The following is a 12,165-nucleotide window of genomic DNA, read 5'->3' on the forward strand; positions in this document are numbered from 1 at the left end:
GTAAATTTAATATGTTATAATAAAAAAGTATTTTTGAGTGAGGTGGTTATTTTGATATTAGAAAAAGGTAGTCAGGTTAGCGGACTTGTTACAGAAGTTTATAACTATGGCATGTTTATAGAGTTAGAAAATGGAGAAAAAGCCTTGTTGCCTAAGGAATATATGTATATTTCTAAAAAGAAGAAGCTAACAGAAATTTTTTCTGTGGGTTATAATATTTCTGCTAAAATACTTTCTAAGAAAAAAGGTTATTTTGTTCTGACCCAAAAAGAGATTAAGCAGGATGAAAAAACTGATAAAAAAAATAATAATATAATAGAAGAAAAAAATAAATCTATTAAAAAAACTACTCTGGCTAAAAGCAATATTAAATCTCAAAAAAAACAGGATAAGACGGCAAAAGAAAAAGTTAAAAAAGAAGAAATAAAACAAGATAAAAATAGTCCTAGCCTAAAGGATTTAAAAAAATTAACAACAATAGGTAATATAAAAATATCCCTTCAAAAGAAAAATTCCATTACAAAATTAGCAGACGAAAAAAAATTAGAAAATAAAGAAGAAAAAGTTTTTTTACCTATTCCAGAAAATTTTGTTGAGGATATAGTAGCAAATTATGAAAAAAGACTTGAACAATTAGAAGAGGTAAAAAACAGGATAAAAGAAAGTGGGTGGCTAAATGAAACTTAATATCTTATGGAATAAAAATGATAAGCTAGGCCTTGCCCTTTCTGGCGGAGTAGATTCAGTAGTTTTATTTCATCTGCTTATTGATAAATATAAGGATAGCTACAAGGAACTTGTGGTCTTTCATATAAATCACGGTCTGCGTACAGAATCTTATAAAGAAGCTACTTTTGTAGAAAGTCTAGCTCAAAAAAATAAGGTAAAATTTTATAAAAAAGAATTACACCTAAAAGAAAAATCAAAAGAACAGCATATTTCCGAAGAAATGCAAGCTCGCTCTTTACGTTATCAAGCCTTTGAAGAATTTGCTGGACTTGAGAATGTAAGTAAGCTAGTAACTGCCCACCACAGAAATGACTGTGTAGAAAATATTATATTAAGACTATTCTCAGGTAGAACCATAGATTACAGATTATCAATAGAAGAAGCTACTATTATAAATAATATTGAAATTTTAAGACCCATGCTAAATATATCCAAGCAAGATATAGAAAAATATGCAAGTCAACACAATATAAAATTTTATCAGGATATGACTAATTTTGATACAGACTATACAAGAAACTATGTTAGGCACAAGATAGTTCCCCATCTAGCAGCTATTAACAAGGGTGCTGAAGAAAATTTATTAGAATTTGCTACTTATTACAATGATTTGAATGATTTGGTTAGGCTTAACACCTTATCTAAATTCATACCCCACATCAATAAAATTAATGATAGCAAATACCAAATTAATCTAGCGGATTTTGATATTTTACATAATATTGAAAAATATTTTCTTATTAACTATATTATCAACGAAAAATTTAATAATTTTAATGTCAGCAGGCGGGCAATATTTACAGCCTTAAAAAATTTAGCTAGTAAAAAAGCTAATATTAGCCTAGATTTAAAAGAAAATATTAAATTAATCAAAGAATATCAAAGTATAAGTGTATGTAAAATAGAAAAAAAATGTTATAATAATAGGATAGAAATTTTAGCTAATGACATCTACGATGGATTTAGCTGTGATTTTGGAGATTATAAAATAATTATAACAAGAGATAATAATAAGGCTGAACTTGGTTTTAACCAAAGTGATTTACCACTCTTGCTTGCACCTAAGCAGGATGGAGATACTATAAAAAGAGGGAATATACACAAAAAGATTGCTAGAATTTTTATAGATGAAAAAATCCCGAAAAGTCTAAGGGATAGGTTGCCAGTTGTTAAAAATAAGGAGGGGCAGGCTCTGGGTGTTTTGGGTATTGGTAGTAAAATAAGTAAAAACAGCAAATACGATTATTATTTAAGATTGTTGAAAGGATAAATAATGAAAAATTTAAAAAGAGATATTGAAAAAGTATTATTTAGCCACGAAGAAATAGTTCTCGCTTCTAAAAGAATAGCAGAACAAATAATGGAAGATTATAAAAATTCTGAGCAAGAGCCTGTTTTATTGTGTGCATTAAAAGGTGCTATGCCCTTTATGTCTGAACTAATCAAGCATATAGATATACACATAGTTACAGATTTTATAGATGTAGCAAGTTATCATGGTGGAACATCTTCAACAGGGAGTATTATTTTGAGAAAAGACGTAACTATGGACTTAGAAAATAGAGATGTTATAATTGTTGAAGATATAGTAGATACTGGTAGAACTTTAAAACATCTTATGACATACTTAAAGGAAAGAAAAGTTAAGAGTATAGCTTGTGCTTCTTTAGTAGACAAACCAGAAGCAAGATTAGTAGAAGTTAATGCAGATTATATAGGAGTTGAGTCACCGAATGAATTTTTAGTAGGTTTTGGTTTAGATTATGAAGAAAAATACCGCAACCTCCCCTACATAGGTGTCTTGAAACCAGAAATATATACTGTAAAAAATAAGATAGAAGGAGATTAGCTACTCTATGAATAATAAAAAACAAAGACCAACATTAGCGATACTAGCCATGATAATTTTATCAATAGGTATATTCGCTTTTTGGCAAAAAGACCTGCCAGGGCCGATAGAGAATATTAATTATTCGCAATTAGTACAAAAATTAGATGAAAATAAATTAAAAGATGTTACTATCCAACAATCAGAAGAAGTATTTATAGTAAAAGGTAAATATACTGACAGTGATAAATCATTTACTTCAACAATATCAACTCAGGATAAATCAATATGGGAAGCTTTTTACAATAAGGCTAAGGAAAAAAATATTGGTAATTTAGAAGTTAAGGCAGCAGACAAAACAAATGTGATAATAAGCATTTTGAGTAATGCCTTCCCAGTTTTATTGATGGTAGGATTGTTATTCTTCTTTATGAGCCAAATGCAAGGAGGCGGAGGAGGAAAAATAATGAGTTTCCAAAAATCCAAAGCAAAAAAAATTGAGGGTGATGAAGCTAAAGTTACCTTTGCAGACGTGGCAGGTTGTGATGAAGAAAAACAAGAACTGGCAGAAATGGTAGAATTTTTAAAAGACCACCGCAAGTTTACAAAAATGGGAGCTAAAATTCCCAAAGGGGTACTTTTAGAAGGACCTCCAGGGACAGGGAAAACTTTATTAGCTAGAGCAGTAGCAGGAGAGGCAAGGGCTCCATTTTTCTCAATCTCGGGTTCAGACTTTGTAGAAATGTTTGTTGGGGTTGGGGCTAGTCGTGTTCGTGATTTATTTAAAGAAGCTGTAAAAGCAGCACCGTGTATTATCTTTATCGACGAGATAGATGCAGTAGGACGTAAACGTGGTTCTGGTGTAGGTGGTGGAAATGATGAGCGTGAGCAAACTTTAAATCAACTATTGGTCGAGATGGACGGTTTTGAAGGAGACAAGGGTATTATAGTAATAGCTGCTACTAACCGAGCAGATGTTTTAGATTCTGCCCTGCGTCGTCCTGGACGATTTGATAGACAGATAAAAGTATCTACACCTGATGTAAAAGGGCGTGAGGCAATATTAAAAGTACATGCCAAAGGCAAACCTCTTGCTAAAGATGTAGAATTACGCAGTATGGCAGAAAAAACTCCTGGTTTTTCTGGTGCCGACCTAGCCAACTTATTAAATGAAGCGGCACTTCTTGCAGCTCGTGAAAATAAAACTCAAATTGAAAAATCGCATTTAGACGAAGCTATGGATAGGGTAATTGGAGGACCAGCCAAACGTAGTAGAGTGTATACGGATAAAGAAAAACGTCTAGTAGCCTATCATGAAGCTGGGCATGCCATCGTAGGTATGGTTTTAGACAGTGCAGACAAGGTTCAAAAGGTAACAATTATTCCTCGTGGGGACGCAGGTGGTTACAACTTGATGATACCAGAAGAAGAAAAATACTTTATGACAAAAACAGACCTTACGGATAAAATCTGTGGACTACTTGGAGGACGTGCAGCAGAAGAAATTTTCTTTAATGAAGTATCTACTGGAGCCCACAATGATTTTGAACGTGTAACTGCAATTGCAAGAGCCATGGTAACAGAATATGGTATGAGTGATAAGATAGGTCCTTTACAATTCCCTTATAATGACCCATATACAGGGCGACAATTATCAAGTATAGGCAACTACTCAGAAGAAATTTTAAGAGAAATAGACAATGAAGTAAGAAGAATAATTACAGAAAATTATTCAAAAGTATTAAATCTTATAGAAGAAAATAGAGGAAAACTTGAACTAATTGCTGAAACTCTGATGAAAGTAGAAACTATTGACAGAAAAGAAATAGTTGCCCTATTTGAATTTGGAAAAATGCCAAATGAATTAGATGAAGAAACAGCTGAAAAATTAGACAAAATAGTAAATAAAAAATACTATGAAGAACAAGCTAAAAAAGAGGCTTTAGAAAAAGAAAAATCAGCTGAAGAACAAGTTTTACCATCTAAAGCAATTTCAGAAAATAAAGAAAATCTTGAAGAAGCAAAATCTGATACAGACAAAGAAAATTAATAAAAAATAAAAGGCTTAATAGTAATATTAAGTCTTTTATTGCTAATTATTTTTATCTGTGTTAGACTTTAGTTAGAAAAATTTTAGGAGATATAAAATGAAATTTTTAAAAATTATTAGTGCAGTATTAAGTGCTGGCTTATTAATAAAAAAATTTGCAAAAAAGAATATAGCCAAGTCCGAATAAATTTTTAATTATAAATTTGTCTAGTCGCAAATAACTTGATAAAAATTTATGATTTTTTAATTCTTATAAAATTAAAATAGACTCAGAAAATAATGTAGCATAATTTATGCTGAAATATTTTTTTATCTATTTTTAGTCTATAAAATATTTAAAAAATAAGTGGTGTAAGATGTTAATAAGTTATTTATATATTAAATTCTAAAATCTAACACCTATAAAGTAACCTAGTGCTGTGGCTAAAAGTATTAAGATAGCAGAACTTATTTTTCTAGTTTCTTTTACTTTGATAATTTCTATAATTTTTTGAATTATTAGAATAGCAAATGCTACTAGGATAATGTAATTTTTTGTATTTTCATTTTTTAGGAAAAAAGAACCGATTATAAGCCCCAAACTGACACAAGATGCTAGGGTGCTGATAACGATAAATAATAATTTTTTGTCCTCCATGGTGCCTCCGAATATTTTGTTTTATTTGATTATAGCATAAGTAAAAAGAACTTGCAGAAAAAAACTGCAAGTTCTTTTTTATTTTTTCTTGACTTTTATAGTAACCTTAACAGTTGCGACATCAAAAGTATATAATGAGCTTGTGTTTGCATATATTTTAAGATTGCTTAGTTCCTTAGTTTCTTGTTTGATATCTGTTAGTTCAACATCTACAAAGGCTTCTTCGATGTTAGTGAGGATGTCCTTATTCTCAGCCCTTATTTTTGCTGAATTTGGTTCAACTGTTATGCTTACTAATTCATAGTCGCTAGGTAATTCTCCAATCTGGTTGATAGTTATGGGAATAGTTTTTTCTATGGCTTCTACATTAATAGAAATAGTAGTAGTAGTTTTTTCCATTTCTATATCTTCTATTTTATTGAAGTTTCTGTCATAAGCAACTAGTTTTGCTTCTTCTTTGATGTTAGAGCTGATTTTTGTTTTTTCTGTACTTTCTGCTCGAACTTCGTAAATGTTGTCTAAACTTTCTTCTGCTCCAGAAATTTTTATAGTTTGGTCAGTTACTGATACGGATTTTAAGCTGTAACCTAGGAGTAGTCTTTCGTTTTTAACTGTTGGTTTAACTTGATACTCTCTACTTATCTTGTTGCGGACAGAAACTGTGATAAATTCTGGATTACTAACTGCTTCAAGCCCATTATTTAATTCGACGATTTCAACTTTTAGTTTTTGGTTATCACCCACATCTATTTTACTAAAATCTATGCGTGCTTTGAAACTTCTATCGACACTTTCTTTTTGCACCTTGGCAGTAGGTCCAGTAATTTTAACATCAACACTATCCGGTATTCCTAAGATGTAGTATTTATTCTTGTCATAATTTACTTCTATGGGTACTGATCTTATCCAAGTAGTTGTGTAGTTAGAACTTTTGCCCTGTTCAAAGAAATTAGATAATAAATTATCATTTACTGAAAAAAACATCAGTATAGCAATTAACAAGGATACAATTTTTAAAAATAATTTGTCTTTATCCATTAGTATCGCCTCTCAATGTAGTATTTGTTGTTAGCCAATTTTCATTTAGGAAATTTTTTAAATCTCCTGCATGAAGATTTTCTTTTAGTTTGCCGTTCATGGCAACAGAAATATGACCTGTTTCTTCCGACACGACCACGATAATAGCGTCTGTGTTTTCAGAAAGTCCTATGGCGGCACGGTGTCTAGTCCCTAAATTACTGGCAATATTTTTGTTATCGCTAAGGGGTAAAAAGCAACTAGCAGCCCTAATTTTTTCTTTTGTTAGGATAAGGGCACCGTCATGTAGGGGAGTGTTGGGTATAAAAATATTAATAATTAGTTCATTACTAATATTAGAATTTAATTCAATTCCACTCTCTGCATATTCATCAAGACCAGTATTATTTTCTAAAACGATAAGAGCTCCGATACGTCTTCTTGCCATGTGTTTAGAAGTATCAGCAACAACATTAATAGTATTTGCCCTGTCCTTGTCAGCAAGGCTGCTATCCCTATTAAAAATTATATTGTATAGGTTAAAGCGACCTAGGTGTTCCAAGGTTCTTCTTATTTCTGGTTGGAAGATAATAATTATAGCAAGGACACCCCAATTTACCAGTTGGTCTATAATGTAACTCATTGTTTGGAAACCGATAAGATTAAAAGCTAGACGCAAAAAAACAATAATAATTATTCCTTTAACAAGCTGAATACCACGTGTCCCACTCAATAATTTCAAAGCGGTGTAAACCAAAAACCAAACGAGCAAAATATCAATTAAAGATATTATAATTTTCATATAAGTAATTTCGCTGAAGTAGTTAGCTAACATATTATCCTCCTTCCAATAATTTTTAATATAATTTTTCAATATTTTAATTATAGCATAGTTTTTTAATATTTTTTAGAAAATATAGAAATTTTAAAAATAATTCGGAAAAAATAAAATTTTTAACGATATATTTAGTGTCAGAGGCCAAAGACAAAAAATAAAAAGGAGAAAAATTATGACAACTACACAGAAAATATTAAAATTAAATTACACACTGGAAAAAGCGGCTAAACAGGTAAAAAAAGCTCATTCTTTCGAGATTTCACCGGAGATTTCTAAGGAAGAGGCAAAAGAGGTGGGCATATTAATGTCAACTATTATATCTGATAATATAGAAGACTATGCTATGCAAGTAACAGAAGCAATATAATAAAGGAGATATAAAAAATGAATAAAACATTAGAACTTATTTTTACAACAGCAGACGATAAAAAATACAAGTTAATTATTAAAAATCCAAAAGAATCTTTAGATAAGGATACGGTTAGTCAAGTAGGTAGTAAAATTATCGCGACAAAGATATTCAATACTAGCAAAAGAGTTTTGGCAAGTTTTGATAAGGCAGTTTATATCATTCGTCAAGAACAAGTGATAGAATAGGAGCTTAGGCTGGGTTAGACCAGCCTAAATCATTGATATGGATATTATAAATATAATAAATTCTGTCGGTTTTCCAATATTTGTTTCAGTCTTTTTCTTATTAAAATTAGATAATAGCTTGAAGATAATAGCGGAAAAATTAGCAGAATTGAATAAGACAATAAATAATTATACCGATATAAATAAAAAAATACCGCCACAAAATTGATGGGCTGGTATTTTTAGTGGGCATAAATTTCTATTTCATTGACATCATATTTGGTAAAATCTTCATTGATAATATGATTTAATTCTTGCTTATAAGTTTTTTCTAGCTGGGCTTGACTAAATTTAGAATTTAAAAATATTGTGTAAGAGCCATCTTCGTTTGGAGTAGCACAACCCTTTACCTTGCAAGAATGCAAATCACGAATTTCAACATTTATGCAAATATCATTTATATAAGTAGTGTACATATTATTCCCTCTCTTTTAGATTTAATAAAAGATTTGTTACTAGCTGCAAATCTTCAGGACTAGCATTTCTACTAGCATCAAAAAGTATGCGTAAGTTATCATTTTCAAAAATATCCTCTGCAATTTCCCGAGTATTCTCATCAAAATAGTAGCCCTCATCACTATCCCAACCGTAGAGATAGGCTGGACTTGTTCCTAGTGCCTTGGCTAATAATTCTATTTTTTCTTTGGGTATGTTGGTGATAATACCTTGTTCATACTTATATAGGGTTTGTCTTGATGAATCTATGAGTTTACCTAGTTCATCAAGAGTATATTTTTTTTTAAGACGTAAATTTTTAATTTTGTCGCCGACTGTCATAACAATCACCCCTTAGACTAAGTATAATATTTTTTAACTTAAAAAGCAACAAAAACATTTTATAGAACTTGACAAGATACACAATTAAATGTTATTATAATTTCGACAAGGAGTTTCAGAGCAAAATAAAAATTCTAGCAAGAAAAGAAAATTTTTTTGCTTATTATGTAACTTTTAAAGTTACAAAGGAGGATAGTATGAATAAGAAGTATATAGAATATTTATTAAGGAATGCCTATAGATTAGAAAAAGACTTGTTAAAAGAAGGGGAAAATAAGTTGGATATAAGAGAATATCTAAATAAGGAGGAACAAATAAAGTTGGTGAAAGATGTTTTGACTACCATAAATTTTTACAACAGCCTTGATATAGTTTATAAGGAGGCTATGCTCTTGCGTTATGTTAAAAATTATTTGATAAAAGAGGTTGCCGAGAAAACTCATTTTTCCCAGTCGCACCTAAAGGCAATTTTTAAGGAATGTAAGAGTGAGTTAGCTGAAAAAATTAGTGCGTAAATAGGGAAGTGGGGGAGTATAGAAATTTAGATTTATTTAATAGGCAGATAAAATTTTATTTTTAGGTTTAAAGCAATTCTGCTTGCAAGGTCAAGATTAAAAATAGTTTGTAAAAAAGTAAGTTGTAATTAAGTAACTGTCTTAACTTAGTAGATTAAAAACAAGTTATGTAATAATAATTACTAACTTGCTTTTTTATTTTTGAATTTTTTAGATATATTATAGAATTTCTTGCTATAAAATTTTAGATATGTTATAGTTGTAGTTAAATAAAATACAATATAAGGAGCTGACTTGTATGAGTGTCCCTATTTCTGTAAGATTTGATGAAAATGTAAATAAATTTTTAACACATGTTGTTAAAGAAAAAAATACAACAAAAACAGATTTTATAAGACAAGCTGTAATGGAAAAGTTAGAAGATTTGTACGATATAGAAATGGCTGATAAATCTTATAAAAAATGGCTGGAAGATGATAAAAAAACTTTTTCACATAAAGAAGCGATGAAAAGATATGGCTAAATATAAAGTTGAGTACATGCAAAGTTTTTTCGATGATTTGGACAAACTAGATAGTGGACTAAGAAGGCAAATTATGAAATGGATAGATAAACATTTAAACGATGTTGATTTTCCTACTTCTCCTGGCAAACATTTAAAAGGTAACCTAGCTGATTATGTTAGATTTAGGGTGTCAAATTATCGTATAATTGCAATATTAGATGATAAAAAATTAATAATAACAAATATTCATGTTGGACATAGGTCAGAAATATATAATTAAAAATCAGATTTTTTAATAAAATATATTTTAGGAAATTATAGATATTATTAAAAAGGCGACTAGATAATCGTCTTTAAGGCGACTAGATAATCGTCTTTTTTTTATAAAATTATCTTTAAAATTTTTAACTGCTAAAATAAAGATAAATTTTTTAAAAATTTTACTAACCTTGCTCTTAGCAAAATATAAAATTTATGCTTAAAAAAATTAAGAATATGCTTATATTTTCTATATCAAGTTTTTATCAAAATAAAAAAGACTACAAATTAATGTAGTCTTTTTTTCTTATCTATCTAAGTAGGCTTTTAACATCCAAACATTTTTTTCTAGTTCAGTTTTCAAACCTAGTGCTAAGTCGGCAGTACCTTGGTCGTTAGCGTCTTCTGATACTTCGATAAGGGCTGAAGCGTCAGCAATCAGCAGTTCAAAATCTGCTAAAACAGCGGCTACCATTTCTACCGTAGTTTCTTTTTCTGTTGCTTCTTTGATAGTTGCTATTTCCAAAGCTCCTTTTAATGTAGAAACTGGGCGACCACCTATGGCTAAAAATCTTTCTGCCACTTCGTCTAATGTTTCTGTTACATGGTCATAATATTTTTCAAATACTTCATGCAGTGTGTAAAAAGATGACCCCTTTACATACCAGTGGAAGCTATGTAATTTTGTATATAAAACTGTAAGATTTGCTACTAATTTATTTAATTGTTCATGTTGTGTCATTTCTTATTCCTCCTATAAAATAAGTATACTATTATTTATAAAATAAAGCTAATAAAATAATTTGTAAAACTAAAACTTGTTTGAAATTTTAATTATTATTTTTAGTTTTCTTTTTTTATTTTTCCTGCTTTTTCTAGCATTTTTCTTATGTGTTTTGGCATTTTAACATTTTCTTTTCCTTTTTTGGCTATGAGTTTTTTTTACGAAGTCGGGCATTTTTAAATCGTCTTTTTCATCAGGGCTTGACATTTCGTTAAAAGTTCCCTCCTCACCGTTTAGAAAAATAAAGTCCTTATCTTTATGCAGGTCTATTGTTTCTACCAAAGCGTCTATTAATCTTTCATCATAGTTGGGGCTTTTTGGTCTGTAATAGTTTATAGCTAATTCATCACAAATTTCCTTGCATTCTATATCATTGTCGAATAAAGTTTCTATGTGGTCGCTAATAAATGATATGGGAACAAAAATGTAGTTTTTCTTGTGTTCTTCTTGACTTCTTAGATATTCTAAAACGTCAGGTTTTATCCAAGGTATACCAATATCCGATTCACTTTGCCAAGCATTAGTATAATTTTCTTTTTTCAAGTTAAGTCTTTGGGCAAGTATATTTATATTGTCTTTTATTTGCTCGATATAGGGGTCGCCATAATCTAGGGCAATAGTCGGCACGCTGTGGGCTGTAAATATTACCTTATAATCATCAGAGTTAATAGCTGTAATTATTTTTTGAATTTCAGCCACCCAATAAGTAGTTAGGGCTTCAGATTTATACCAGTCTTTGATAAGATTAAATTTAATTTTTTTACTCTCTAAAAATTTTTCATAACCCATAATTGAATAGATAGAGTAATGTGGTTCTAAGATAAGGCAGATACATTTTTCTACGCCCTCATCTTCCATTTTTTTTATGGCGTCTGTAATGTAGGGAGCAGAAAATTTATTGGCAAAATAAATGTTATAAGTAGCACCAATTCTTTCTCTTAGTAGTCTAACAGTTTCCTGACTGATTTTTTGTAGGGGAGACTTGTTAATTTTTTTGTAGTTTTCGTAAAGGTGTTGAATTTCTTCGTCTTTAGGTCTTTTGCCCCTGCGAATGTTGGTAAAAAATTTTGCAATTCCCTCAAAAGAATAATCCTCTGGCGAGCCGTAAGTCATAACTAAAATAGCTGTTTTTTTCATAGTAATTTCCTCTTTTATTTTATTTGTAATAATTATAGCATAATATATAGTTTAATATTTTATTAAAGTTTAATTTTATACTAAATTTTTTGGTAACAATCCTATATAATTTTAAAAAATATTATTTCAGTATATAATAATAGTAGAAAATTAATTTTATTTGGAGTTCTTATGGCAAAATTATTTATAGTCTTGATAAAGTTTTATAGAAAATTTATTTCCCCCTATACCAAACCCAGATGTAGATTTTCGCCAACTTGTTCAGCCTATTCTTTAGAAAGTTATCAGAGGTTTGGCTTTTTTTTAGGAACTTATCTCACCATAAAACGACTTTTAAAATGTCATCCACTTTATAAGGGGAAATATTTTGATAATGTTCCCTTGTTCAAGGAAGATGTTTTTAAAAAATCAAAGAAAGGTAAATAAAATATGGTAAAATTTCAAGCCTAATTTC

The 12,165-nt window shown here is 29.8% G+C and carries 17 protein-coding genes; 10 read left to right on the forward strand and 7 right to left on the reverse strand.

Features of this window, described 5'->3' with window-relative positions:
- Window positions 1–51 precede the first annotated feature (51 nt).
- Genes KMP11_RS00305 through ftsH form a run of 4 tightly spaced genes read left to right on the forward strand, consistent with a single transcriptional unit; the run spans window position 52 to window position 4,607 of the window.
- Window positions 52–687 (forward strand): S1 RNA-binding domain-containing protein, encoded by a 636-nt coding sequence (locus KMP11_RS00305; protein ID WP_216279883.1) that lies wholly within the window; start codon window positions 52–54, stop codon window positions 685–687.
- Window positions 677–1,999 carry a tRNA lysidine(34) synthetase TilS gene (tilS, locus tag KMP11_RS00310; RefSeq protein WP_216279884.1) on the forward strand — a complete coding sequence of 441 codons (1,323 nt, stop codon included), beginning with the start codon at window positions 677–679 and terminating at the stop codon, window positions 1,997–1,999. The genes KMP11_RS00305 and tilS overlap by 11 nt, the downstream gene beginning before the upstream one ends.
- 3 nt (window positions 2,000–2,002) lie before the next feature.
- Window positions 2,003–2,578, forward strand: coding sequence for a hypoxanthine phosphoribosyltransferase (gene hpt, locus KMP11_RS00315; protein WP_215755877.1), 576 nt, complete (start codon window positions 2,003–2,005; stop codon window positions 2,576–2,578).
- Window positions 2,579–2,585: 7 nt separating this feature from the next.
- On the forward strand, window positions 2,586–4,607 hold the full coding sequence (ftsH, locus tag KMP11_RS00320; protein ID WP_215755876.1) for an ATP-dependent zinc metalloprotease FtsH: 2,022 nt from the start codon (window positions 2,586–2,588) through the stop codon (window positions 4,605–4,607).
- A 385-nt stretch (window positions 4,608–4,992) separates the two neighbouring features.
- On the opposite strand, the gene KMP11_RS00325 is transcribed toward ftsH, so the two are convergent.
- From KMP11_RS00325 to cdaA, 3 genes are all read right to left on the reverse strand, one after another.
- Window positions 4,993–5,244: a hypothetical protein gene (locus KMP11_RS00325; protein WP_215755875.1), complete on the reverse strand. Its 252-nt coding sequence runs from the start codon at window positions 5,242–5,244 to the stop codon at window positions 4,993–4,995.
- Between the two features lie 78 nt (window positions 5,245–5,322).
- Window positions 5,323–6,282, reverse strand: a complete 960-nt coding sequence (locus KMP11_RS00330; protein ID WP_215755874.1) for a CdaR family protein — start codon at window positions 6,280–6,282, stop codon at window positions 5,323–5,325.
- Window positions 6,275–7,096, reverse strand: coding sequence for a diadenylate cyclase CdaA (gene cdaA, locus KMP11_RS00335; RefSeq protein WP_215755873.1), 822 nt, complete (start codon window positions 7,094–7,096; stop codon window positions 6,275–6,277). Before cdaA ends, KMP11_RS00330 begins: the two co-directional genes overlap by 8 nt.
- A 175-nt stretch (window positions 7,097–7,271) precedes the next feature.
- On the opposite strand from cdaA, the gene KMP11_RS00340 reads away from it, so the two are divergent.
- Window positions 7,272–7,466, forward strand: coding sequence for a hypothetical protein (locus KMP11_RS00340; protein WP_215755872.1), 195 nt, complete (start codon window positions 7,272–7,274; stop codon window positions 7,464–7,466).
- 17 nt (window positions 7,467–7,483) lie between these two features.
- Entirely contained in the window at window positions 7,484–7,696 is a 213-nt protein-coding gene (locus KMP11_RS00345) for a DUF2922 domain-containing protein (RefSeq protein WP_215755871.1), read from the forward strand.
- Window positions 7,697–7,917: 221 nt separating this feature from the next.
- Here the strand turns inward: KMP11_RS00345 and KMP11_RS00350 are convergent, their stop codons facing one another.
- Window positions 7,918–8,151 carry a hypothetical protein gene (locus KMP11_RS00350; protein ID WP_215755869.1) on the reverse strand — a complete coding sequence of 78 codons (234 nt, stop codon included), beginning with the start codon at window positions 8,149–8,151 and terminating at the stop codon, window positions 7,918–7,920.
- Window position 8,152: 1 nt separating this feature from the next.
- Window positions 8,153–8,512, reverse strand: coding sequence for a helix-turn-helix domain-containing protein (locus KMP11_RS00355; protein WP_215755868.1), 360 nt, complete (start codon window positions 8,510–8,512; stop codon window positions 8,153–8,155).
- A 197-nt stretch (window positions 8,513–8,709) separates the two neighbouring features.
- On the opposite strand from KMP11_RS00355, the gene KMP11_RS00360 reads away from it, so the two are divergent.
- The 3 genes from KMP11_RS00360 (at window position 8,710) to KMP11_RS00370 (ending at window position 9,812) form a co-directional block, all read left to right on the forward strand.
- The gene (locus KMP11_RS00360) at window positions 8,710–9,027 is read left to right on the forward strand and encodes a sigma-70 RNA polymerase sigma factor region 4 domain-containing protein (RefSeq protein ID WP_215755867.1); all 318 of its coding nucleotides are present in this window, start codon (window positions 8,710–8,712) and stop codon (window positions 9,025–9,027) included.
- 298 nt (window positions 9,028–9,325) lie between these two features.
- The gene (gene relB / locus KMP11_RS00365) at window positions 9,326–9,550 is read left to right on the forward strand and encodes a type II toxin-antitoxin system RelB family antitoxin (RefSeq protein WP_215755866.1); all 225 of its coding nucleotides are present in this window, start codon (window positions 9,326–9,328) and stop codon (window positions 9,548–9,550) included.
- The gene (locus KMP11_RS00370; protein WP_215755865.1) at window positions 9,543–9,812 is read left to right on the forward strand and encodes a type II toxin-antitoxin system RelE family toxin; all 270 of its coding nucleotides are present in this window, start codon (window positions 9,543–9,545) and stop codon (window positions 9,810–9,812) included. The genes relB and KMP11_RS00370 overlap by 8 nt, the downstream gene beginning before the upstream one ends.
- 285 nt (window positions 9,813–10,097) lie before the next feature.
- On the opposite strand, the gene KMP11_RS00375 is transcribed toward KMP11_RS00370, so the two are convergent.
- Both KMP11_RS00375 and hemH read right to left on the reverse strand, forming a co-directional pair.
- A complete protein-coding gene (locus tag KMP11_RS00375; protein ID WP_216279885.1) occupies window positions 10,098–10,532 on the reverse strand; it encodes a Dps family protein in 435 nt (144 codons plus the stop codon).
- 162 nt (window positions 10,533–10,694) lie between these two features.
- A complete protein-coding gene (gene hemH, locus KMP11_RS00380) occupies window positions 10,695–11,711 on the reverse strand; it encodes a ferrochelatase (protein ID WP_216279886.1) in 1,017 nt (338 codons plus the stop codon).
- 171 nt (window positions 11,712–11,882) lie between these two features.
- Between hemH and yidD the strand changes: the two genes are divergently transcribed.
- Window positions 11,883–12,137: a membrane protein insertion efficiency factor YidD gene (gene yidD / locus KMP11_RS00385; protein ID WP_215755862.1), complete on the forward strand. Its 255-nt coding sequence runs from the start codon at window positions 11,883–11,885 to the stop codon at window positions 12,135–12,137.
- Window positions 12,138–12,165: the final 28 nt, after the last annotated feature.

Origin of the sequence: Gemella sp. zg-570 (assembly GCF_018866345.1) — a bacterium.
GTDB lineage: Bacteria > Bacillota > Bacilli > Staphylococcales > Gemellaceae > Gemelliphila.